Source organism: Bacillus sp. OV166 (assembly GCF_900177675.1).
Taxonomy (GTDB): domain Bacteria; phylum Bacillota; class Bacilli; order Bacillales; family Cytobacillaceae; genus Neobacillus.
Map to the genome: position 1 here is coordinate 2,256,501 of NZ_FXWM01000001.1, position 22,248 is coordinate 2,278,748.

Below are 22,248 nucleotides of genomic sequence, written 5' to 3' on the forward strand. Positions count from 1 at the left end.
TCGATTGAAGGAAAATACTATGCAAAACAATAAAAGGGAGATTTTTCTATGGACACGATCAAACCAATTAAAGTTGGTTCTACAAAATCAGACCTAAAAGAAGAACTAACCGCAGCCGAAATGGCGAAACTGTGGGCGACTTATATGGGAAACAGCATGGCAAAATGCATTATAAAGTATTACCTTCAACATGTTGAGAATGAAGATATTAAAGCATTATTAGAAAACGCATTAAAATTAAGCACAGAGTTCTTAAAAACCACGGAAGAGATTTTCAAGAAAGAAGATTTCCCAATACCAAAAGGTTTTTCGGAACAAGAAGACGTTAATCTTGGTGCCCCTCGGTTATTTCAAGATGAATATTATGTACACTATTTAAGGTATGCTGCAAAAGCGGGAATGAGTATTTATAACGTTGCTATACCACTTGTTTATAGGAGGGATGTAGAAGAGTTTTTTATTTATTGTATGGATTCCACGATGGCCTTGATGAAACAAATCAAAGAAATATTAATGAATAAAGGTTTAATCATTAAACCACCTATTATTCCCGTTCCCGACAAAGTTGAATTTGTAAAGCACCAATTTTTAAATGGTTTTTTTGGAGATGTAAGACCCTTACATGCATTAGAAATTACCCATCTTTACGATAATATTGAAAATAATGTGACAAGCAAAGCACTGATAATGGCATTTAGTCAAGTGGTTAAATCTGAAAAGATACGAAATTTGTTTTTAAAAGGCAAGGATTTTACTCATAAACACATTGAAACCTACATGGCAAAACTACATAAAGAAGATTTACCTACACCATCATTTCTTGACCATTTGGTCACCAAATCAACATTTTCTCCTTTTTCGGATAAAATAATGTTATACCATAAGGCGGATATGTTTTCCATGAAAATTAGGGCTTATGGAAACTCTGCGGCTGTAGACGGTAGACACGATATTGGACTCATGTATACAAAGTCATTAATGACTATAGCACAATTTGTTGAAGAAGCAGCAAAAATAATGATAGAAAACGGTTGGATGGAACAACCACCATTTGCAGTTGATAGAAATTTGTTAGCCAACGATGAGTAACCCTTTCCAAATTCAGTAATAATTTAACATTTATTTTTTAAAATCCAAAAGAAAAAGGTTAGACAAATGTGAATCCAAAAGAAAAATTATTATGGAGTATAGCCCTTCAAGGGTTTGGTCAATTACTTAATGGGAAATACCTCAAAGGGATTCTTTTTATTTCATTAGAATTTGTGATTAATGTCCGCTCTCATTTTAATGAATTAATCATGCTTAGTTTTAACGGTGAATTGAAAACGCCATTGACCATACAAAATATCAATGGCTTATGTTTTATCCATGTGTTTACTTTTTTGCGATGTGGGACGCTTTTAAAGATGCAAGTCTGCAGGGCATGTAACCTCGTCATTTTCCTTGTCATATTGAAATTGATGATCTTCTCGAGTTCCATATACCTGCCTAACCCTTTTTTAAATGTCCTTTACAAAGGGTACATTTTAAACGGGTGTTCCCCTTATTTTTATATAAAAGTTTTAGATTGCGAGGAAAGTGGATTTTTATTACAAGAGGAAATTTTTGAATGGGAGGGATAGGGTGGTCAGTGTGGTAAATATTTAATTTGATGGTCCGACATATTCCACAAACATGGCTGTCAACTAAACAAAGAAACCAAACGCTGTTGAAGATGTTGTAAATCAAGCTAAGTACAAGCTGCTAATATGTAAGGGAAGAACATTTATTTATAGCACTTTTCATTGAAGGAATGTTTTTTGTTGGTCTTAATTATCCATCGAAAACAGGTTGGAGGGATATATACTTTTAGGTTATGCGGGTTACTGACTATGAAAATACCCCACTCCTGTAGGTGAAAAAATATCGAAATACAGATATTCTTTACAGGGGGGAGTGGTATTTATCAAAAGGGTATATACTTTAGTGCGAAGCTGGGAACCAGATGATGCTGCTGTTTAATACCTGAATTTCTTCATCTTGTCATTTGCTTTTAAAGCATACGCAGTTTCGCCTGACAGACTTTTTAAATTTCGAAAACAATCAATTCCATCATCTTTTCGTATAGAAAAACTTATTAAGAAACATGCACTAGAAAAAATATAAATCATATATAGGTGATATCCCGTTTAAATGGTTGAGGAGGATATCATGAAACCTATGCTACCTATTGAAAAATATTTCGGTAAGTTAGAACTAGTTTATGCATTTTATGGTACTATGCCTACAGGTGTTAGTGTTTCGGAAACTGGTCGTATTTTCATTTGTTTTCCGAAATGGGGAGACGATGTTAAATTTACGGTGGCGGAAATTGTTGAGGATAAATTGCAGCCTTATCCTAATTTACAAAACAATTTGGTTAACCCCGAGAATATCACAATGACTTTCATCAGTGTCCAAAGTGTAGTTGCTGATGGAAGGGGAACGCTTTGGGTATTAGATACAGCGGCACCCAATTTTTCTGAACCTATTAAAGGTGGGGCAAAATTAGTCGCTGTTGATTTAAAAACCAATACAATTAGAAGAGTATATACCTTTACAGAAGATGTTGTCCTGCCAACAACTTACCTGAATGATGTCCGATTTGATTTGCGTGTTGGAAATGCAGGTTATGCCTATATAACGGATTCTTCTTCCAAAGGACCAGGAGCTATTATCGTCGTAGATTTAGAAAATGGAAACGCGTTTAGACGGTTAAATGGAGCAAATTCAACTTCACCCGATCCCTATTTTATACCGAAAGTAGAAGGAAAAGTGTTGATGAATCGAAATAAAGATGGCGGGACTTCTCCATTTAGATTGGCGTCTGACGGTATTGCGATTTCTCCTGATGGAAAGGTATTATTTTTTTGTCCACTAACAAGTCGTCATCTGTTCTCGATCTCAACAGAAGCCCTGAGAGACAGAAATATACCGGACATGGATTTACTTTATCATGTGGAGTATTGGGGAGAAAAAGGTGCGTCTGATGGAATGATTACAGATGCAAAAGGGGCCGTTTATGCTGGAGATTATGAGAACAATAGTATTCGAAAGATATTGCCAAATGGCACAATGGAAACCATCGCACATGATCCGAGAATTTTATGGCCGGATACTTTTTCGATTGGTCCGGATGAAAACTTATATGTCATTGTGAACCAATTACATCGGCAGGCAAGGTTTCATTATGGAAAAGACCTGCGACAAAAACCTTATAGTTTACTTCGTATGAAAATTGATGAATTTCCTGCTCCTACCATTTGATAATAAAAATAGTTGGTTCATTTTTTTGTGAAATTTGAACTGGTAAGCATGGAGCCAATAGGTCTTAATTAGCTTAATATAGCTCTATTCATAAAAGAAAAGACATCAAATTTGTAATTGTAAAAGAAAATGGTGGTCGCAAAAGGAGGGAAATCGTATATTTACATCATTTAAATATAAATGGTTTATTAGGAACAGTTTAGGTTGGTAATGCTAAACTGCTCCTATTTTATTTTTATAGAGTGGGTAAGTTCAATGCTGTATTGATATTATTTAAATCTAAATTGATTTGTTCGTTTGTATCCCAAGCATGATACCATCCTTTTTCTGCCATATATGAGGAAATTTGTTCATGCATATCAAGAGCTTCCATTAAATGGCGAGTGAGCATTTCTTTAATTTCGGGCGTTCCTGTTTCCGTAACTGCCATGGCATAATTTCTAACTCCACTTTTAGCTGAAATCAATAAATCCATTGTAACCACTTGATCCGATAGTGCGTTCATGCCAGTTAAATTTTCAATGATTGGATTCATGTTCATTCATCTCCTAATTTACTGCTTAGCGTTGGAAAGGATAGAAGCATATTCTTGTAATTGTCTCGTAGATACATCAATGTCTCGCTGCATAATATCTTTTAATTGCTGATCTGTAACTAACCCTTTCATCGTTTTGGACTTAGTCAAACAAGTGGTCTTAAATGCAGCCATCTCATGGACCTCAAGAACTTCATGTAAGGCGTAGTTCATTTTTTATACCTCCTTCCTCAAGGTTTCAACACGACTTTTATACAATCATCCATTTTTGTGTCAAAAATCTCATACCCACGCTTTGCTTCACTAAGTGGAAGTACATGACTCACGACATCTCCTGGATCAATTTTTCCGGTCGAAACTAATTCAAACATATATGGCATATAGTGAATCACAGGTGCTTGCCCAGAGCGGATATTGACGTTTCGGTTCATAATATCTCCCATTGGGAATCCATTATATCTGCCACCGTAAACGCCTGTAACTTGGATTGTCCCGCCTTTACGCACTGCTTGTGAAGCCATGATAAACGCACCGAATGCTCCGCCTTGAAGCTTCATTCCGCTCGCAAGGAATTCTATATCAGTCATTTTACCGTCCATACCAACTGCATCAATGACAACATCAGCGCCGCCTTTCGTCATTTCTTTCAAATGCATTCCCACATTTTCAAAGTGTTCGAAATTTACAATTTCAACTTTGTTGGTACGTTTGGCGTGTTGCAAACGATAGTCTACATAATCTACGGCAATGACACGCTTTGCTCCTTTTAGCCAACAGAATTTTTGAGCAAAAAGACCAACCGGACCACAGCCAAGAACAATAACTGTATCTCCATCCTTTACGCCTGCATTGTCAACACTCCAAAAACCAGTAGACATCGCATCGGCAATAACTGCTAACTTTTCATCTGGTTCTTCACAAGTCTCTGGAATTTTGAAATGAGTAAAGTTGGCAAACGGCACTCTTAAATATTCAGCTTGCCCACCTGGATAGCCACCCGTCGTACCAGAATATCCGAAATAGGCACCCATATCACCATTATCATTAGAATTATCACATTGGCTTTCCAACTGGTTTTTACAGTAATAGCATTCACCGCATGCTATATTAAAGGGGATAATTACTCGATCTCCCTTTTTTAGCTTAGTCACACCTGGACCAACTTCTTCGACGATTCCCATTGGTTCATGGCCAATAACATAGTTTTCTTGCAGGTTAGGAATCATGCCATGAATTAAATGTAAATCAGACCCACATATAGCTGTACTCGTTACTTTAATAATCATGTCATCTGGTTTTTCAATCTTTGGATCTGGAACTTCTTTGACTACAACATTTTTAATACCTTGATACGTTACTGCCTTCATGCTATACAGCCTCCAGTGTTAGTGTTCATCAGGTGTCCGGTCAAACATACCCTTTCTATTGGTCTCAACAGGAAATAGATTCATTTTGCCAATCATCAATGTATTGTTGGCAGAGAGTTGGTCTAATTGATATTGTTCACTTAGTTCGTATGGATGGAACCATTTTTTATTAATCATTAGTTCTGTAATTTCTTGGTGCATGGCAATCCCTTGCATTAACTGGTTTCGTAAGAGGGTTCTAACATCAGGTGATGCGGACTCCGTTAATGCGACAGCAATATTGCGAACACCTTCTTTGGCACGAAGAAGTAAATCCATCGCAAATGTGGTATCTGCTAGCTCTGGTACGTGTAGTGAGTTTATAGGGTCTAAATAGTCATGATTCAATGAATTTGCCACCTTTTCAATTTATTATTGGTGTTGGCCGGTTTTGAGGAACAGGAGCTTCAAAAGGTGCACGTTGATAAATTGCCTGTAATTCTCCAAGCGCTTGCATGGATTGTTCAACATCTTTTTGCATTAATGCTCTCAAATCATGATCAAATACCAGTCCTTGCATTAGTTTTGATTTCGCTAAGCAAAGGGTTTTAAAATTAATAACTTCATGTAGATCCAATGACTCATGATCGGCTAATTTTTGAATATCCATTTCTAATTACCCACCTTTCTACGTAAATACAATGGTATTGTTCCAAGTATAGGAGGAAACATTCTATAATTTTTTAAAAAGATAGGTAAATTATATTTAATGGTTAGAATATTCGTAAAGTGTAGAAAATTAATTTAGCACTAAGACGCTAATTCAGCAATATGTACTTGCATGGATAATTGATAAGTACACAAAACCCCTTGGTGCTCAAGGGGTTTTGTGTACTTCGTAAAATCGCAGTTATTGTGAAGTTTCACTAAGATAATTCTCGCCGATCAACGGAACTTGGCGGTTCCTCAAACCATCCATTGGAAATCATGAAGTTTGCACAGTCTTCCGCAAACTTCACATCCCTTGCGATACAGGCCGGGAAGATCTGTTTCGAACGATTGAATCTGCTATCAGGGGTGAAACATTATTACAACCAGAAATCATGGCCAAACTAATTGGAGCTAAAGAAAAGAAATCCAAGGTTATAGCTCCCTTTGAAGCCAATAAACTAACTGAAAAGCAACTGTTTATTTTACAAGCAACAGCCAAAGGATACCGAAATAAAGATATAGCCTTTGATATGGGTATTGCCGAACGAACCGTTAAGGCACATTTAACGAATATTTACAATAAACTTGGTGTTAACACTAGAACAGAAGCGGTCGCTGTTGCCCTAGAAAGTGGAATGATACATCTTTAGAAAAAATACATAAGCGTAAAATCATAAAAAGAGAGCTATTTTTGAATAGTCAGCTTTTTTCTATTTCAAATAAGTATTATTAAGAAGTACACAGAATATTAAACGGTTCAAACAAACTGAACAAAAAATGACTCTGTTTGAAATGTTTGAGCGATTTATGGTTTTCAAACAAATTGAGGGTTTAGCAAAGCCAACAATTCAAGGCTATTATGAACATTTTCATTATCTCAATAATTACCTGGGAGGGGATGTTCCTAATGAAGAAGTTACGGTTGATTAGTTTCGAAATTATATTGGCTATATGCTCAATGACCAAGGTTTAAAACCAACTACTTTTAATGTACGGATTAGAACAAATCGAGCTTTCTTACGACATTGTTATCAAGAAGGATGGATTGTAATTCCAATTCACGAAAAGTTTAAGCCGATTAAAACTCCAGAAGATGAAATACAATCCTTTACACCAGCTGAAATAAAAGCACTACTGAACCAAATTGATGACTCAAGGTTTGTTGGGTTTCGAGATAAAGTCATGATCTATGTATTATTAGATACAATGGTAAGAATATCAGAACTTCTTAATATGAGGAGAAGTAATGTAGATTTAAAGAGTGGGTACATCAAATTGGAACCGCATAACAATGGGCCGTAAACTAACATTAACTTTTTTCACCTACTTTACACTCCTTCTTATTGTTTTCTTTTATCAGAATATAATTAGAACTGTTCTATTTGTACCAAATTAGGGCCCGATCCACGAATAGAATCACAATTGATTACTGATTGACGGCTCTTTTCTCTTGTTTGCTAAATAACCATTTGGTAGCAAGATAGACATCTTCCATTCCAACTAGAAATTTGATTTGTGTTCAGGTGCGAGGCTATATTCTACAGAAATAACAATACATTGGGTCTCGTTTGAAAATGAACGACATCGAGCATCGTGGAACTGGTGAGCGCATTTTATGAAGTTCTAAATAGCCGGGACAAAAAATTGGATTCAAATATAACGTTCGAATATTTATAATATTGATATTAGAAATTTTTAAAGTTAAATCGAAATAAATAGATGTGTGATATAGTAGTAGACAATCATTTTATTTTAAAAAGAATACATAACTCTTTACATTGATGGTTATTTGTGAATAAAAAATACTTGTTCCTGGTAGAAAATTGAATGAAAGGACCTGATCGCTTTGAATTTATACCAACTATTCTCTTTTTCTGCCGCTCGTTATCCAAGCTATCCAGCCTTGATCCATGGAAATAGGAAAACCACATATTCCCAGCTTTCAGAAGAAGTGAACCAGGTTGCTTCCTCTTTCCACAGGCTTGGATTAAAGAGTGGGGACCGCGTCATGGTCCTTTTGAAAAATAGAATGGAAACGGCCGTTGTCTTTTGGGCTATACAAAAATTAGGAGCCGTTTTCGCACCCATTAATCTACGTTCATCAACAGAAGAAATCCTTTATTGTGTAAATGACCTTGAAACCAAATTCATCGTGTTTGAAGACGCAAGTAAACATCTAATAAGAAACCAAAAGTATGTTGAGCGTCCGTTATTGATCGGATTGGAAGACTCATTGGGTGACATGAGTTACGGGGAGCTGTTAAACAAAGTTATCGTGGAGGTAGAGCCTTATCCTGCACATGATGACGACCTGGCTGTTATTTTGTATACATCCGGTACTTCCGGCAAGCCAAAAGGAGTTCCACGTTCCCACATAAATGAATATGCTTCAACCATGGCCCATATTATTCAGTGCAGCTATCAGCCGTTTGAGAGGACCTATGGAATACCAACTTTGTCCCATACCATTGGGCTTCGTTCCCTTTTGGCAATGACGTTCCTCAATGGTGTTTATGTTCCATTTCCAGATTTTGATGCCTATAAAGCACTAAAAATGATTCCAGAAGAGAAGATTAGCTGCCTCTTCCTGACTCCGACTATGTATCATGATATTGTCACTCACCCATATGCAAAAGCAGTTGATTTTTCCACAATCCACACGATTGTATACTCCGGCGGTCCGATGCCAAGCCACCTGATCCAAAAATGTGGGGAACTTATGGCTCCCGACTTTTTTGTTAACCAATACGGGAGCACAGAAATCTATACTTTCAGCACCTTTCCAGATGTTAGAAAGAAACCAGGATGCGCTGGGAAAGCAGGGATCCATCAACGGATCAGGCTGGTAAATCCGAACAGCAAATGGAAAAAACCGCTTGTCTGGTTAACGGAGAAGGGTGAAATAGGTGAAATCCTTGTTGATATAAGTTCACCGGAGGCTTTTAAAGGATATTGGAACAGGCCTGACGTAACAAGAAAAGCAATCAAGGATGGCTGGTACTTTACCGGTGATGTCGGGTTTATAGATGAGGAAGGGGATCTTCATGTCGTGGGACGGGTTGATGACATGATCATTTCCAGCGGGGAAAACATTTACCCGCAGGAAATCGAGAAAGTTTTGGCTGAACACCATAGTGTAAGGGAGGCTGTGGTGGTTGGTGAGGATGATGAACGGTGGGGACAAATTGTTACAGCTTTTATCGTTTCGGATGACAAAGAATTGACCCCTCAGGCGCTCGACTATTTTTGCAAAATGCATAAACGGCTGCCGAATTACAAAAGGCCGCGAAATTATATATTCATTAAGGAAATCCCTAAAAATTCAGCGGGGAAAATTTTGCGGCGCCAACTAAAGGAAGGGAATTATGGTGAAGTAGCTTTTTAAAAATTTTGCTCTGTTGACAAAATTTTTAAAGAAAAGGAAGGTGTTTTCTTGAACGGAATCTTAATTGTGGATGATGATAGGGAAACATGGGAGGCTGTCCAATCCATCATAGAAAACAGCCAATTTATGGACACTCCCATTTGGAAGGAAGAAATGGCAAATAAGGGGATCGAGCTCATTAAGGAAAAGCGTCCTGCTTTTCTATTGATGGAATTGTCACTTCCTGATATGGACGGAATCGAGTTCGGAAAAAAAGCGAAGGAAATCCATCCAACCCTCCATGTTATTGTTGTTACGCACCTGCAAATGTTCAAAACCGTCCAGTCCTGCATGAATGCTGGTTTTTCAGCCTACTTGCTGAAGCCTATTGCCAACGGGGAATTGCTGCAGACCCTTGACCGCCTTTATACTGCCCGACTGCTCCATGATTCATTGCCTTATTTGGAAACGAAGAAGGAGCCTGATGCAGGAGAATTGGAAACTGACCTGGGAAACCCGATCCAAACGGCCATTAAATTTATCCACCTGAATTATCATAAGCCTATTCATCTAAAGGAAGCAGCCGATTTGGTCTACCTCAGTCCATCGTATTTCAGCCGTTTATTCAAAGAAGAAACGGGAGTGACTTTTGTTGAATTATTAACCGATTACCGTCTGGAGAAGTCAAAGCATCTCCTAAAGATTACAGTGATGCCAATTGAAACCATAGCAAACCTCACAGGGTTTGGAAGCGCGGCCTATTTTGCAACAAGTTTTAAACGCAAGGAAGGACAAACTCCAAAAGAATACAGGAATATGTGTACGTTTTCAGAGACCGATTCGTAGAATGGACGGTCTTTTTTTGACGATGAAGACTCGGGAACCGAGCAGAAAAATGAAATTGAAAAGAAGATAATTTTAAAACTTATTATTTTTCAAACGATTATTTTAATTATTAAAGAGTTGTTGCAATTAAATGGCTCTGAATTTGAAGGTGTCGATGATCCGTTAATTCATGCGGGTTAGACATATCGTACGAAAAACCACAATCTTTGCGAAAACAGCCAAAAACAAAAAAGCAAAATAATTAAAATAATGAGAAGATAATTTTAAAACAAGAAAATTTAGTATTTTATTATAATTTAATTGTGACCGATTACATATTATTTCCTTATATTCAGATGGATTAGGGAATTTCATTCTCATGTAAAAGTACTGGGGGAGTTTATCAATGGAAATTCAAAAAGTCATGGTAGTTGGTTCTGGGCAAATGGGTAGCGGAATCGCACAGGTGCTGGCAGAAACAGGTTACCAGGTTGTCTTGAATGATATAAAAGAAGAATTTGTCCAAAGAGGATTGGATAAAATCACGAAGCAGCTGAACCGTGATCTACAAAAGGGACGTAAAACGGAAGAAGAAAAAGCGGCGCTTCTTTCCAGAATCCAGGCTTCGACCAATCTGGAGGACACAAAAGATGTCCAATTGGTGATTGAAGCAGCAACAGAAAACAAGGAGATTAAGCTGGGGATTTTCCGTAAGCTGGATGAAATTGCACCGGAAAATGTAATCCTCGCCACCAATACATCGTCTCTGCCAATTACAGAAATTGCCAAGGTTACAAAAAGGCCTGAAAAGGTCATCGGGATGCACTTCTTTAACCCTGTTCCGGTAATGAAACTGGTGGAAGTAATCAGCGGATTGGCTACATCTGAAGATACATTTTCCATCATTGAAGACCTGGCTAAAAGCATGAAAAAGGTGCCTGTGTCCATCAAAGACTTTCCGGGTTTTGCTGTAAACCGGATTCTTGTTCCGATGATTAACGAGGCAATCTTTGCTGTTTATGAAGGGATATCCACCCCGGAAGGCATTGATGAAGTAATGAAGCTCGGTGCCAATCACCCGATGGGACCGATCACTCTCGCTGATTATATTGGATTGGACACTTGCCTTGCAATCATGGAAGTGCTGTATCAAGGATTCGGGGATCCAAAATACCGCCCGTGCCCGCTCCTTAGAAAGTATGTGGAAGCAGGATGGCTCGGAGTTAAATCCGGACGCGGATTCTATGTCTATGAATAAAGGAGACCAATTATGAAGGAATTTAAAACGCTTCTTTTTACCGTTGATGAAAATATAGCTGTGATCACCATCAATAGACCCAAGTTTTTAAACGCTTTAAACACAGATGTACTAAGAGAAATATCGGAAGTTGTTGACATCATCGATGCAGATTCATCCATCCGCGCAGTCGTCTTGACTGGAGCCGGAGAAAAAGCATTTGTTGCCGGCGCAGACATTTCGGAAATGCAAAATAAAAATGTCTTAGAAGCCCGTGAATTTTCGTCCTTGGGAAATAAGGCATTTTCTAAATTAGAGAATTTAAAAATGCCAGTCATTGCGGCTGTAAATGGTTATGCTCTCGGGGGCGGCTGTGAATTGGCAATGGCATGTGACATTCGGATTGCCGGCCACAAAGCAAAATTTGGCCAGCCTGAAATTACACTTGGCATCATGCCAGGATTCGGCGGTTCCCAACGGCTTGCTCGTCTTACAGGTTTTGGGATTGCGAAAGAAATCTTGTTTACCGGTGAAATGATTAACGCCGAACGGGCTAATGAAATTGGTCTAGTTAACCGTATCGTCGATTCGTCTGAAGTTCTTTCTGAAGCAATAAAAATGGCGCAAAAAATTGCTGCCAATTCACCGCTCGGAGTTTGCTTTACCAAAAAAGCTGTTAATGAGGGAGTAAACCTGGACATTGAACGGGCCGTATCCCTTGAAGCTGAATTATTCGGTTCGCTTTTCTCCACTAAAGATCAAAAAGAAGGAATGTCGGCATTTTTGGAAAAACGGAAGGTTACGTTTAAAGGGGAGTAGGAATAGAAAAGTTGGCCGAATTGTCTGTGAAAGACTATTGGCAGATTGCAAAACTTATAGATGGACAGATTTTATATCTTTTTACATATAAAGAAGGAGGAAAAAGTAATGAGTTACCAAGAAGTTTATAAAGCTAAGCGTTTTTCTGCAGAAGAAGCTGTGCGTTTTGTTGAGCCAGGGGATGGAATCATTATTCCGATTACTGGTGAACCACCCGCCTTGTTGGAAGCCCTTCCGTCTAACGGAAGACTTTTAGGGAACAGACTTTTCCGTATGCTCCCTGCCTTACCAGTTCTTGATCTTGAACCGGAAAAAATCAAGCAAGTTTCCATTTTCCTGAGTGGCCTTGACCGCAAAGGCTTCAGCGAGGGAACAATCGATTTGCTTCCCAACCACTTTTCCGACATTCCTTCATTATTGAAGCGTCAAACACCCAACCCGGTCATTATGGCAGTGGTTTCTCCGATGGATGAAGAAGGATATTTTTCACTCGGAACAGGCGTCAGCTATGTTGGACCATTACTCGCAGATGCGAAGTCCATCATTGTTGAGGTGAATAAAAATATGCCGCGGACATTCGGGGAGCAAAACCGGATTCATATCAGCCAGGTAACGGCATTAATCGAAAACGATTTCGAATTGCCTTCCCTTCCTGATCCTAAACTTACCGAAAAAGACATGAAGATTGGTCAGACAATCGCAGAATTAATTAACAACGGTGACACGATCCAAATTGGTTTTGGTTCGATGCCTAACGCGGTTATGGAGTATTTGAAAGACCACCGTGACCTTGGGGTGTATACAGAAATGCTCCCTGACAAAGTAGTCGACTTATATGAAAAAGGCGTCATTACAAATGCGAATAAAAAGATTTTCAAAGGGAAAACAACGGCCACATTTGCCCTCGGTTCCAAGAAATTGTACGATTTCTTGGACAATAATCAGGATATTCTCATGCTGCCATGTGATGTCTGCAACGATGTCCGCAATATTGCCCAACTGGACAACCTTGTATCTGTCAATACCACCGTTGAGGTTGATTTCCTTGGCCAGTGCAACTCTGAAACGATTAACGGAAAATACTATTCTTCTTCAGGGGGTCAGGGAGATTTCACAAAAGGAATTCGCCTTACCGAAAATGGCCGGGGAATCATTTGTCTGTATTCTACAACGAAAAATGATACCATCTCAAAAATTGTTCCTGCACTGCCACATGGTGCAGTTGTGACTACGTCCAAAAATGACGTTGACATCATTGTGACTGAGTATGGGAAAGCCGAACTAAAAGGCAAAACCGTGCAGGAGCGTACAGAAGCCCTGATCAACATTGCCCATCCGAAATTCAGGGAACAACTCGCTTTCGACGCTGTCAAACGTGGATTCCTTCCACAAAAAAACTTCTATATTGTATAAGCAATATTACAGCAAAAGAAGACCCGATCTTTAAGAGTAAAGCTCCATCTACTGAATCCTATAGGGAATCATTCTATGATAATGATTCCCTTTTTGTATAAATCATTTTATGAGATTTTTTTAAAATCGAAAGGAGTAATAACGATCATGCGCCCATTTGATGCACTAGTAGTCAATAAACAAGAAGAACAATTTTCTGTGGAACTTCAAAAGTTAACGATTCAAGATCTACCAGAGGGAGAAGTATTGATTTCCGTCCGTTATTCTGGTGTGAACTATAAAGATAGTCTCGCTACTATTCCTAATGGTAACATCGTCAAGACCTATCCTTTTGTACCTGGAATTGATTTAGCTGGTGTCGTTGTTTCATCTGAAGATCCTCGATTTCAAGAAGGTGACGAGGTTATTGCTACTAGCTATGAAATCGGTGTTTCCCATTTCGGAGGTTATAGTGAGTATGCTCGTATTCCGGCTAAGTGGATTGTTCCACTTCCAAAAGGTCTTACGTTAAAGGAAGCAATGATTATCGGAACAGCTGGTTTTACTGCTGCATTATCCGTCCAGAGACTAAAAGAAAATAATGTTTCTCCTGAAAAGGGAAGGGTGCTTGTCACAGGTGCCACTGGTGGCGTTGGTAGCTTTGCTGTCTCTATTCTCTCAACTCTCGGTTATCAAGTTGAAGCAAGTACAGGTAAAGAATCTGAACAAGAGTATTTGAAAAAACTTGGAGCGACTTCAATTGTTTCACGTGATGAGGTCTTTGATGGGAAAGTTAGAGCATTAGGCAAACAAAAATGGACAGCTGCCGTCGATCCAGTTGGTGGTGAACCATTAGCATCTCTATTAAGTCAAATACAATATGGGGGTTCAGTCGCTGTAAGTGGGTTAACAGCAGGAACAAAGCTTTCGACAACCATCTTCCCCTTTATTTTACGGGGTGTAAACTTACTAGGAATCGATTCTGTCTATTGCCCGATGGAAACACGATTGAAAGTATGGAATTGTTTAGCTACAGATTTCAAACCATCAAACCTAGAAGAATTCATTCAACAAGAGGTAACACTTCACCAACTTCCAGATGTTCTACCTACTCTACTTAAAGGTCAAGCACGAGGAAGAACACTTGTAAAATTATGATAAAAAGGTGACCAGATAATTAATTCTCTTCACTTTTTCAATGTTACCTATTTATAACTCTGCTAATCCTTTAAACCCCCACGGACACCTTTGCAAACAAAACAACTGGGGATTATATAAGAGCCAGATGTCAATATAGATGACTAACAGATTTAGAAGGGAGTTAGGGCTTAATGGTTTTCTTTAAAAGGGGTAAAACAAATGGAAAATAACAGTGTACATCTATCAATTGAAAATCATGTTGGAATTATAACTTTAAACCGTCCAGAAGTAGGGAATGCATTGGATTTGCAAATGGCAAGGGAATTAATGGATGTAGCTATCTTTTGTTCGGAAAGCGAAAAAATACGAGCAGTGGTTATTACTGGAGCTGGAAATAAGTTTTCAGTTGGTGGGGATTTAAAAAGTTTTGCTAATGAAGGTGATGAAATTAGCTCACATCTGAAAAGTGTGACTGCTTATTTACACCAAGCAATTTCATATTTAGTAAGAATGAATAAACCGTTAATTGGAGCCGTTAATGGAGTAGCTGCTGGTGCAGGAATGAGTCTTGCATGTGCTTGTGATCTTGTCTATGCTTCGGAAAATTCAAAATTTGTAATGGCTTATAATAAAATAGGTTTAACACCCGATGGATCAGGAAGTTATTTTTTACCTCGTATTGTCGGGATGAAACGAGCATTAGAGTTAATGTATACAAATCGATTATTGGGTGCGAAAGAGGCAAATGAGTGGGGAATCGTCAATCATGTAGTTCCTAATGATAAATTAATGGCTGGTGTCCTTGATTTAGCCGAGACACTAGCAAATTGACCAATGAACGCATTTGGAGCAACCAAAAAATTATTTTATCATTCTATACAAGAAACACTTGAGTCCCAAATGAGTATGGAGTCTTTATTTCTTGCTGAAAGAGCATGTAGTAACGAGGGAGAAGAAGGGATTTCTGCATTTCTAGAAAAACGTGAACCTGATTATTTAAAATAACAACAAATAGGAGAGAAGTGGCAGATATTTATGCTACTTCTTTTTTATGTTTCAAAATTATTTGATCGTTTTTTCTTATTGAACAGGGTCTATAGTTGAATTGAGGATAACTATTGGGTCAAACATAATGATCTATTTACTTTTAGTTGGAGGACTTTTTAAATCAGATTGTTTTAAAATACTAATGATTAAAGTAAAATGATATTAATGGATTTGACAAAAGTACTAGTGATTTAATTGAATAATACTGATGACACTTTCCTCTTAAAACCCATTTTAACTTTAGATGGCGGGGATTATTCTGTTTCAATTACAAGAAAAAATCATAAAATAAAAGTCCAGTCTTCAAAACTGCTTGAGACCTGCGTTCCAGGTCTGGTGGGTTCGATTCCCACGCAGTCCCGCCAACGATTATACTCCCGCAAGGGTTTGACGATGATTGACTCGGTGATTGTTGCCGTTGATTGATCCGTTAACTTTCACAGTTTCCGCCCAGTCTCGTTATAAGACTGTTTAAGGCTGACGGGTAAAACTGTTTTGATAGTTGCCGAAAACTATTCGTCCTCTTACGCTACCATATTTGCGGAAGGGGATTTTTTATTTATGATGCGGAAAGGTTTAACTCGACGAAAACAACGGCATGTTCCGGTTGAATTTTCGCTTACTATAACGGAGATGTTTGAGGAGTATATGCTTGTAAAGAAGGGCGAAGGACTGGCGAAACGGACTATTCAAGAGCACTATAATAATTTCGGATATTTTAAGACATATATCGGAAAAGAACATACTGCGGAGGAAATGACTACCGAATTATTCGTCGGATGGATTACGTATATGATCGAAGAAATGAACTATAAGCCAGGGACTGTTAACATTCGCGTCAGGACTATGCGTGCTTTCTTACGCTATTGTTACGAGGATAAGGCGTGGATTTATGAGCCGATACATAAAAGCTTCAAGCCGATTAGGGCACCTACGCTGAATTATGTATTTAAATAACGTTTACCAATTGCGTCACCTTAACGGGTGGCGTTTTTATTTGTACAAAAATAAAAGAAAGCCCTATGTTCAAGGGCCCAATTGTCGTGTAAAGTATCGATAATTAATTCTTAGAGTTTTCCTCAATTTTATGAATATACACGACACCGCTCGTTACAACTGAACCATTTGTTTCACCGCAATGGGGGCAATTTATATACTCACGCTCTCTGCCTCCAGGGACATTCATTTCCGTAACTTGGAAATAAAACTCTTTTTCACATTTTTTGCAGTTCATCAAAAGACATCCCTCCGTGTACTTCTATTAGTAACTCAAAGTATATATTCGCCAAGTTGTAAGCGTTTTCCTTTTTGATATTATTTATTTGACGGAATTATAGAGGATATTACGAATATACCTACCTGGGGTATATGATAGAAGGAACACGGTATTACAAAAGGAGAGACTTTGATATGTTAACACTACGTGAAGAAGCATTAAAGATGGACAAGGAAAATCAAGGGAAACTTGATGTTCATTCATAAGTTCCCGTACGTAATGCAAAATATATTTTGAAAATTTTAATTTGTGTTGTATTTTTACGTATGATTATGTAGTTCCTTATATAAATTAAACCTACAGTATTAGAAACTATCAATCAGTCTATGGGAAAAGAGAAAAGTAATCTTTTATTGGGGGAATTTTATATGTGGGTAATCACAGTCTATTCAAAGGAAAATACTTCGATGTTTGAATTTGACACAGAAAATGAAGCAAGGGAAGCTTTCAAGAATATTCAAGGATGCAAGATTCTTTCCGAGGTTGTTTACTTTAATGATCATTATGTTGCTTAGCTACTGTTTAAGATCTTACTCAGAGGTCTGAGAATTTTTTAACTATTTGTTTACTAAAACAAACATCTATTAAATTAAGGAGAGACATTATATGTCAACTTTACGTAAAGAAGCATTAAAGATGCACAAGGAAAATCGAGGAAAGCTTGGTGTTCATTCAAAAGTTCCCGTACGTAATGCAAAAGATTTAAGTCTTGCTTATTCTCCAGGTGTAGCGGAGCCATGCTTGGACATTTATGAAGATGAAAGCAAAGCCTATGAATATACCATGAAGGGAAATCTGGTAGCTGTTGTTTCGAACGGAACAGCAGTACTCGGTCTTGGAAATATAGGTCCGAAAGCGGCCATGCCGGTCATGGAAGGAAAAGCTTTGTTATTTAAATCGTTTGCGGGTGTCGATGCATTCCCGATTTGCTTAGATACAACGGACCCGGACAAGATTGTGGAGGTCGTTACTTTATTGGAGCCGACATTTGGCGGAGTGAACTTAGAAGACATTGCAGCACCGCATTGCTTTGAAATTGAAGATCGATTACGAAAAGTTTGTAATATCCCTATTTTCCACGATGACCAGCACGGAACAGCCATTGTAACTGCTGCTGGGTTAATCAATGCTTTAAAATTAGCTGAAAAAAAGATTGAAGACATTCGTGTTGTAGCAAACGGGGCGGGTGCTGCAGGGGTGGCGATTGTTAAGCTGCTTCTTCAAATGGGTGTAAAAGATGTCATTTTATGTGATACCAAAGGAATCATTTATAAAGGCCGCCCGTTTGGAATGAATCAATTTAAAGAGGAAATGGCATGCATCACCAATAGCGAACAAAAACAAGGTGTATTAGCAGATGCTCTTGTTGGGGCTGATGTGTTTGTGGGGGTATCTGCTGCAGGTATTGTTACGGAGGAAATGGTTTGTTCTATGAATCAGAATCCTATTATTTTTGCCATGGCCAATCCGATACCTGAGATTATGCCGGAAGAGGCAAAAAAAGCGGGGGCACTCGTAGTAGGAACTGGACGCTCTGATTTCCCCAATCAGGTGAATAACGTCCTCGCATTCCCTGGCATTTTCCGTGGTGCTTTAGACGTTCGTGCAAAAGCAATTAATGAGGAAATGAAACTTGCTGCCGTTTATGCCATTGCTGGATTGATTTCAGATGAAGACCTTCACGCGGATTATGTGATTCCAGATCCATTTGACCGGCGAGTAGTGGCTAATGTAGCAGCAGCTGTTGCGAACGCTGCAATAGTAACAGGAGTATCACAAAAATATGTCAATGGAGAAGAAATCAAAAGGCGCCTATTAGAAGAGGAAGAACAACCTGTTTTTGTATAATTCTTACTGAACAACAAAGAAAGTTTCTCTACTACTTTAGTTGTTCAGAAATTTAATATAAATTTTCTGAAGTTTCATTTAGTGCAAAGTAACAAAATGATTGAAAACGTTATCGAATTATAAGGAAGAAGGGGTAGTAACTATGAAGCTTAATTAACTCGCGGAAGTTCAGATTTCTCTTTTTGGCAAGCCACTATAGTTCTTTGTGATAGCTACTATTGTAAAGGTTTTAGGCTCAGTATGTTGGTCCAACTGGAAAATGATCTTTACATCCGAGTCTTTTAAAATTTTAAAAAAATTTACAAAAAATTTTCTTGTTTAGTGCAGCCGCTGATGTGGTTCAGAAAAGCGGTCTGTTCATAAAATTAAGTACAAGATACTATAATTAAATCACGTATTAGTGACTTTTAAAAAAGTATAAACTCCAGCATGAGATATTAATAAATTGAGCTTTTGGATAATATTTTAAATTGTCTTAAGTAAATATTTATTCTAAAATGAAGACTGTAGAGGTTTAGGGAAAACGGTCTAAAAACCTATCAAGAGACTGCCGAGGCCCCTTGATATTACTGGGAAATTTGAAGCTGATTTGACCACTGGTGTCCTCCACAGTCTTCAAAACTGCCTGAGAACTGCGTGCCAGGTCTGGTGGGTTCGATTCCCACGCAGTCCCGCCAATTAAACCCAGTAATATCAAGGGCTTCCACTGTTTATTAGCTCTGTTTTTCCGACTGTTTAAACAGTTAGTTGAAAGCAAAAATTCACCAGTATTTTTTTAAAAAATTACATAGTACTAGTGCGACTGATTTTAGGTGTACTAATGTTTCAAATCCACCAAATTCTTAAGAAAGGTGGATTTTTTTATGCAGTCCGTTCGGAAATCTCAGCGAAAAGGTTCAAGAAGTACTCAGAAATCTACAGCAAAACTCTAGAATTCTCGGGCAGGAAGAATGATGGCAGAGTTGAATAAGACGACATAAAAAAGATGATTTCATCATATTTATCATCAATGAGAGGTTAAAGAGGTGAAATCATGTTACGCAATGTTGGCAGAAGACTCATCTGGTTTCTGATCGGAAGTACGTTCTTTGCTACCTTTATCGGATATGCCCTGTTTAAGGCTGGCCTCATGTCATTTCCAGGTATTCCTAAATCTCAAATAGCACTGAATAATAAAGATCGTAATCGAAATAGAAGAGTTGGTAGAATTCGAGTTACTTAGATATTTCTAAATCATCACTGTGTACTTTTAGGTGCTCAAATCTTCATTTATTTTATAATAGAAAAATATTTATTAAGGGCAAACAGTGCGGAATAAACTGCTTGCTCTTTTTACGATGGTCCCGATATGGATGGTTTTCCTCCTTTAACAATTGCTAGTTGCTGATAAACAACAAATTATCACTGGAGATCCTCCTGCATAGTTGCTTTGGTGCCCAAATTTTATAAATTACAAATCACCAGAAAACACTAGGAAGCAAAAAGGCTTGATTTATCAGTACTTGAGGGTACATAGTGATACTAGAAAAACAGAAGCCAGCAAACTTCAAAACTGCCAGAGACCTGCGTACCAGGTCTGGTGGGTTCGATTACCACGCAGTCCCGCTGCTCACGATTGATTTAACCTCGACTGGAGAAATACTTCTTTAATAACACTAAACATTCACAAATGTTGTTTTCTAAATGTTTGTGAATGTTTTTTTGTTTGGGGAAAAGAGTACATCATACCATTCTTTTTATAGTAACAGGGAAGTGATCGGTACCACGAAATTATTTTGTCATAAAATCTACACATTATATCTGAAAAACCTATGACCATTTTCATCATTTCATTCTATATCAATTATGAAGGAATTTTATTAGAAGAAAGGCAGTGGTCGAGGATGGAAAAATATAGAATGGTGCGTACTGATTTTTGGAAGAATCCGGTTGTTTTAGAAGAGATGAGCCCCGAGGACAAATACTTTTATCTGTATCTTCTTACCAATCCACATACGACCCAAATTGGCATCTATTAAATTACCAAAAAACAAATGGCTTTTGACTTGGGGTATTCGATTGAAAGTGTTCATGCGTTAATTGAACGATTCATCGAGCTCCACAAGGTGATTCGTTACAATCCGGAAACGAGAGAGCTCGCGATTAAAAACTGGGGGAAATACAACCTCCATAAAGGCGGGAAACCGGTTATGGATTGTATTTATTCGGAATTAAAAGATATCGAGGATCTCTCGCTTATCCTTTATGTTTCGGAATCCATTGATAAACAGGAAATTCTCAGCTTATTTGAATCTTTTTGTGGACAAGAAGACATGTTTAACAGCAATGATATGATTGAAGAAGAAGAAAAAGATACATATATCGATACTGAGTGCGAAGAGTTAGATGATCCGTTCACGCCTCGTTATACGATACGGGGACAAAAAGAAAAAGGAAATAATAATAAAGTAATTAAAAAACAACAACAAGAACCTTTTCATACAAATATAGAGGAAAATCCAGTCATCGAGAATCCATTACAGAATAATCAAAAAGATGTGAAAGAAATTGTTGAGTTTTGGGACAACAATGGATTTGGTTTTTCGAACGTGAATGCCAAACAACGGTTACTATCTTGGTTAGATCATTCTATCTTTTTACAACCGAAAGGTGTGATTTTAAAAGCGATGAATATTGCTTGTGCCAATAACAAGCGAAAGCTGAGTTATGTGGTTGGGATTCTGAAAAACTGGGTAAATGACTCCTTACAGACCGTAGAAGAAATTGATTCCTTTTATGAGAGTAAAAATTGCGCACCAAAGCATAGGCAATCAACCGAATCGTTTCCTGCCGGAAGACCTATTCCAGGTAGATTTAAACTAGACCTTACGGCAGGTGAAGAGGGATGAGTATGGCGAGAAAGATCTTTTATGAAGCTAGATGAAGGGGAGGTACTTGCTCAAGGATACTGTGGTCTAACCTGAACAGGTGGAATGTACACGGCATAAACTTGAATTAGAAAAGCTTCTTTAATTTCTAAAGTGCCCAAACAGGTCAGGTTTAATAAGAAGAGAATTTTTAAATTAAGGCTAAATTTGTAGAGTTAACTTTACAGGAGTTTTATATAATCATGCAATAATATACTATAAGCGATTTAATTTCTAGATGTATAATTCTATGAGAATACTAGAAAGGAGTTTTCGTCATGAATATTACATCTTTTTTAATTTACTGTATTATTGTTACTTTTACACCAGGACCTACTAATATCGTCATATTATCCATGCAAAGCAGTTAATAGAAAAAAATAGAGATATATATGCAGCCGTAACTGAATGTGGTTTTGTTGATTTAACCCATTTGAATAAACACTTTAAAAGCGTATATGGAACAACAGCATTTGAATATATGTCACATCTAAATTGAGAAGAAGCTTTTGTTTAG

General features: G+C 37.8%; 24 protein-coding genes and 4 pseudogenes. 21 read left to right on the forward strand and 7 right to left on the reverse strand.

Annotated elements, in window-relative coordinates; translation table 11 throughout:
- Positions 1-48: 48 nt before the first annotated feature.
- The 3 genes and pseudogenes from CCK98_RS10780 (at position 49) to CCK98_RS10790 (ending at position 3,285) form a co-directional block, all read left to right on the forward strand.
- Complete coding sequence (locus CCK98_RS10780; RefSeq protein ID WP_088086582.1) at positions 49-1,089, forward strand: DUF3231 family protein; 1,041 nt, start codon at positions 49-51, stop codon at positions 1,087-1,089.
- Positions 1,090-1,157: 68 nt separating this feature from the next.
- Positions 1,158-1,411: pseudogene (locus tag CCK98_RS36155) on the forward strand (hypothetical protein); the annotation flags it as partial.
- A 779-nt stretch (positions 1,412-2,190) separates the two neighbouring features.
- Entirely contained in the window at positions 2,191-3,285 is a 1,095-nt protein-coding gene (locus CCK98_RS10790) for an L-dopachrome tautomerase-related protein (RefSeq protein WP_088086583.1), read from the forward strand.
- 235 nt (positions 3,286-3,520) lie between these two features.
- Here CCK98_RS10790 and CCK98_RS10795 read toward each other — a convergent pair whose 3' ends face one another.
- From CCK98_RS10795 to CCK98_RS10815, 5 genes are read right to left on the reverse strand one after another with little or no spacing between them, the layout of a single operon-like run.
- Entirely contained in the window at positions 3,521-3,820 is a 300-nt protein-coding gene (locus CCK98_RS10795; protein WP_088086584.1) for a spore coat protein, read from the reverse strand.
- 18 nt (positions 3,821-3,838) lie between these two features.
- Complete coding sequence (locus CCK98_RS10800; RefSeq protein ID WP_088086585.1) at positions 3,839-4,033, reverse strand: hypothetical protein; 195 nt, start codon at positions 4,031-4,033, stop codon at positions 3,839-3,841.
- A 17-nt stretch (positions 4,034-4,050) separates the two neighbouring features.
- Positions 4,051-5,187 (reverse strand): zinc-dependent alcohol dehydrogenase, encoded by a 1,137-nt coding sequence (locus CCK98_RS10805; protein ID WP_088086586.1) that lies wholly within the window; start codon positions 5,185-5,187, stop codon positions 4,051-4,053.
- A gap of 18 nt (positions 5,188-5,205) precedes the next feature.
- Positions 5,206-5,574, reverse strand: coding sequence for a spore coat protein (locus CCK98_RS10810; protein ID WP_088086587.1), 369 nt, complete (start codon positions 5,572-5,574; stop codon positions 5,206-5,208).
- Between the two features lie 16 nt (positions 5,575-5,590).
- Positions 5,591-5,836: a hypothetical protein gene (locus tag CCK98_RS10815; protein WP_024030851.1), complete on the reverse strand. Its 246-nt coding sequence runs from the start codon at positions 5,834-5,836 to the stop codon at positions 5,591-5,593.
- Positions 5,837-6,194: 358 nt separating this feature from the next.
- Here CCK98_RS10815 and CCK98_RS10820 point away from each other — a divergent pair.
- Positions 6,195-6,527, forward strand: a pseudogene (locus CCK98_RS10820) (response regulator transcription factor); the annotation flags it as partial.
- 301 nt (positions 6,528-6,828) lie between these two features.
- Positions 6,829-7,179 carry a tyrosine-type recombinase/integrase gene (locus CCK98_RS10825; protein WP_088086589.1) on the forward strand — a complete coding sequence of 117 codons (351 nt, stop codon included), beginning with the start codon at positions 6,829-6,831 and terminating at the stop codon, positions 7,177-7,179.
- A gap of 198 nt (positions 7,180-7,377) precedes the next feature.
- Here CCK98_RS10825 and CCK98_RS37025 read toward each other — a convergent pair whose 3' ends face one another.
- Entirely contained in the window at positions 7,378-7,494 is a 117-nt protein-coding gene (locus CCK98_RS37025) for an alpha/beta hydrolase fold domain-containing protein (RefSeq protein WP_088090364.1), read from the reverse strand.
- Between the two features lie 229 nt (positions 7,495-7,723).
- On the opposite strand from CCK98_RS37025, the gene CCK98_RS10835 reads away from it, so the two are divergent.
- The 9 genes from CCK98_RS10835 to CCK98_RS10870 all read left to right on the forward strand — a co-directional run bounded on the left by CCK98_RS10835 (position 7,724) and on the right by CCK98_RS10870 (position 16,658).
- Positions 7,724-9,262 (forward strand): class I adenylate-forming enzyme family protein, encoded by a 1,539-nt coding sequence (locus CCK98_RS10835; RefSeq protein WP_088086590.1) that lies wholly within the window; start codon positions 7,724-7,726, stop codon positions 9,260-9,262.
- A 48-nt stretch (positions 9,263-9,310) separates the two neighbouring features.
- Entirely contained in the window at positions 9,311-10,087 is a 777-nt protein-coding gene (locus CCK98_RS10840) for a helix-turn-helix domain-containing protein (protein ID WP_088086591.1), read from the forward strand.
- A 385-nt stretch (positions 10,088-10,472) separates the two neighbouring features.
- Entirely contained in the window at positions 10,473-11,324 is an 852-nt protein-coding gene (locus CCK98_RS10845) for a 3-hydroxybutyryl-CoA dehydrogenase (protein ID WP_088086592.1), read from the forward strand.
- A 12-nt stretch (positions 11,325-11,336) separates the two neighbouring features.
- Positions 11,337-12,122, forward strand: coding sequence for an enoyl-CoA hydratase-related protein (locus tag CCK98_RS10850; RefSeq protein WP_088086593.1), 786 nt, complete (start codon positions 11,337-11,339; stop codon positions 12,120-12,122).
- Between the two features lie 108 nt (positions 12,123-12,230).
- A complete protein-coding gene (locus tag CCK98_RS10855) occupies positions 12,231-13,535 on the forward strand; it encodes an acetyl-CoA hydrolase/transferase family protein (RefSeq protein WP_088086594.1) in 1,305 nt (434 codons plus the stop codon).
- 147 nt (positions 13,536-13,682) lie between these two features.
- Positions 13,683-14,672: an acryloyl-CoA reductase gene (locus CCK98_RS10860; protein ID WP_373408490.1), complete on the forward strand. Its 990-nt coding sequence runs from the start codon at positions 13,683-13,685 to the stop codon at positions 14,670-14,672.
- A gap of 201 nt (positions 14,673-14,873) precedes the next feature.
- Positions 14,874-15,485 (forward strand): enoyl-CoA hydratase/isomerase family protein, encoded by a 612-nt coding sequence (locus tag CCK98_RS10865; protein WP_218780149.1) that lies wholly within the window; start codon positions 14,874-14,876, stop codon positions 15,483-15,485.
- Positions 15,486-15,488: 3 nt separating this feature from the next.
- Positions 15,489-15,659 (forward strand): hypothetical protein, encoded by a 171-nt coding sequence (locus CCK98_RS35960; protein WP_218780150.1) that lies wholly within the window; start codon positions 15,489-15,491, stop codon positions 15,657-15,659.
- A 603-nt stretch (positions 15,660-16,262) separates the two neighbouring features.
- Complete coding sequence (locus tag CCK98_RS10870) at positions 16,263-16,658, forward strand: phage integrase SAM-like domain-containing protein (protein ID WP_256942310.1); 396 nt, start codon at positions 16,263-16,265, stop codon at positions 16,656-16,658.
- A gap of 103 nt (positions 16,659-16,761) precedes the next feature.
- Here the strand turns inward: CCK98_RS10870 and CCK98_RS35240 are convergent, their stop codons facing one another.
- A complete protein-coding gene (locus CCK98_RS35240) occupies positions 16,762-16,938 on the reverse strand; it encodes a hypothetical protein (RefSeq protein WP_180247431.1) in 177 nt (58 codons plus the stop codon).
- Positions 16,939-17,345: 407 nt separating this feature from the next.
- Between CCK98_RS35240 and CCK98_RS35245 the strand changes: the two genes are divergently transcribed.
- The 7 genes and pseudogenes from CCK98_RS35245 to CCK98_RS36165 form a co-directional block, all read left to right on the forward strand.
- Positions 17,346-17,492 (forward strand): hypothetical protein, encoded by a 147-nt coding sequence (locus tag CCK98_RS35245; protein WP_179195760.1) that lies wholly within the window; start codon positions 17,346-17,348, stop codon positions 17,490-17,492.
- A gap of 91 nt (positions 17,493-17,583) precedes the next feature.
- Complete coding sequence (locus tag CCK98_RS10875) at positions 17,584-18,825, forward strand: NADP-dependent malic enzyme (protein WP_088086595.1); 1,242 nt, start codon at positions 17,584-17,586, stop codon at positions 18,823-18,825.
- A 1,033-nt stretch (positions 18,826-19,858) separates the two neighbouring features.
- Positions 19,859-20,047 (forward strand): hypothetical protein, encoded by a 189-nt coding sequence (locus CCK98_RS10880; RefSeq protein ID WP_088086596.1) that lies wholly within the window; start codon positions 19,859-19,861, stop codon positions 20,045-20,047.
- A 661-nt stretch (positions 20,048-20,708) separates the two neighbouring features.
- On the forward strand, positions 20,709-20,843 hold the full coding sequence (locus CCK98_RS36790; RefSeq protein ID WP_306298930.1) for a hypothetical protein: 135 nt from the start codon (positions 20,709-20,711) through the stop codon (positions 20,841-20,843).
- Between the two features lie 27 nt (positions 20,844-20,870).
- A complete protein-coding gene (locus CCK98_RS10885; protein WP_306298931.1) occupies positions 20,871-21,713 on the forward strand; it encodes a DnaD domain protein in 843 nt (280 codons plus the stop codon).
- Positions 21,714-22,009: 296 nt separating this feature from the next.
- Positions 22,010-22,087 (forward strand): annotated as a pseudogene (locus tag CCK98_RS36160) (LysE family translocator); the annotation flags it as partial.
- Positions 22,081-22,230: pseudogene (locus tag CCK98_RS36165) on the forward strand (AraC family transcriptional regulator); the annotation flags it as partial. The pseudogenes CCK98_RS36160 and CCK98_RS36165, both read left to right, overlap by 7 nt.
- Positions 22,231-22,248: the final 18 nt, after the last annotated feature.

What these genes read in the sequence shown, in the direction of transcription:
- CCK98_RS10780 (WP_088086582.1), top strand. Translation starts at nt 49, where the DNA reads ATGGACACGATCAAACCAATTAAAGTTGGTTCTACAAAATCAGACCTA.
- CCK98_RS10790 (WP_088086583.1), top strand. Translation starts at nt 2,191, where the DNA reads ATGAAACCTATGCTACCTATTGAAAAATATTTCGGTAAGTTAGAACTA.
- CCK98_RS10795 (WP_088086584.1), bottom strand. Translation starts at nt 3,820, where the DNA reads ATGAATCCAATCATTGAAAATTTAACTGGCATGAACGCACTATCGGAT.
- CCK98_RS10800 (WP_088086585.1), bottom strand. Translation starts at nt 4,033, where the DNA reads ATGAACTACGCCTTACATGAAGTTCTTGAGGTCCATGAGATGGCTGCA.
- CCK98_RS10805 (WP_088086586.1), bottom strand. Translation starts at nt 5,187, where the DNA reads ATGAAGGCAGTAACGTATCAAGGTATTAAAAATGTTGTAGTCAAAGAA.
- CCK98_RS10815 (WP_024030851.1), bottom strand. Translation starts at nt 5,836, where the DNA reads ATGGATATTCAAAAATTAGCCGATCATGAGTCATTGGATCTACATGAA.
- CCK98_RS10825 (WP_088086589.1), top strand. Translation starts at nt 6,829, where the DNA reads ATGCTCAATGACCAAGGTTTAAAACCAACTACTTTTAATGTACGGATT.
- CCK98_RS10845 (WP_088086592.1), top strand. Translation starts at nt 10,473, where the DNA reads ATGGAAATTCAAAAAGTCATGGTAGTTGGTTCTGGGCAAATGGGTAGC.
- CCK98_RS10850 (WP_088086593.1), top strand. Translation starts at nt 11,337, where the DNA reads ATGAAGGAATTTAAAACGCTTCTTTTTACCGTTGATGAAAATATAGCT.
- CCK98_RS10855 (WP_088086594.1), top strand. Translation starts at nt 12,231, where the DNA reads ATGAGTTACCAAGAAGTTTATAAAGCTAAGCGTTTTTCTGCAGAAGAA.
- CCK98_RS10860 (WP_373408490.1), top strand. Translation starts at nt 13,683, where the DNA reads ATGCGCCCATTTGATGCACTAGTAGTCAATAAACAAGAAGAACAATTT.
- CCK98_RS10865 (WP_218780149.1), top strand. Translation starts at nt 14,874, where the DNA reads ATGGAAAATAACAGTGTACATCTATCAATTGAAAATCATGTTGGAATT.
- CCK98_RS35960 (WP_218780150.1), top strand. Translation starts at nt 15,489, where the DNA reads ATGAACGCATTTGGAGCAACCAAAAAATTATTTTATCATTCTATACAA.
- CCK98_RS10870 (WP_256942310.1), top strand. Translation starts at nt 16,263, where the DNA reads ATGATGCGGAAAGGTTTAACTCGACGAAAACAACGGCATGTTCCGGTT.
- CCK98_RS35245 (WP_179195760.1), top strand. Translation starts at nt 17,346, where the DNA reads ATGTGGGTAATCACAGTCTATTCAAAGGAAAATACTTCGATGTTTGAA.
- CCK98_RS10875 (WP_088086595.1), top strand. Translation starts at nt 17,584, where the DNA reads ATGTCAACTTTACGTAAAGAAGCATTAAAGATGCACAAGGAAAATCGA.
- CCK98_RS10880 (WP_088086596.1), top strand. Translation starts at nt 19,859, where the DNA reads ATGTTACGCAATGTTGGCAGAAGACTCATCTGGTTTCTGATCGGAAGT.
- CCK98_RS36790 (WP_306298930.1), top strand. Translation starts at nt 20,709, where the DNA reads ATGGAAAAATATAGAATGGTGCGTACTGATTTTTGGAAGAATCCGGTT.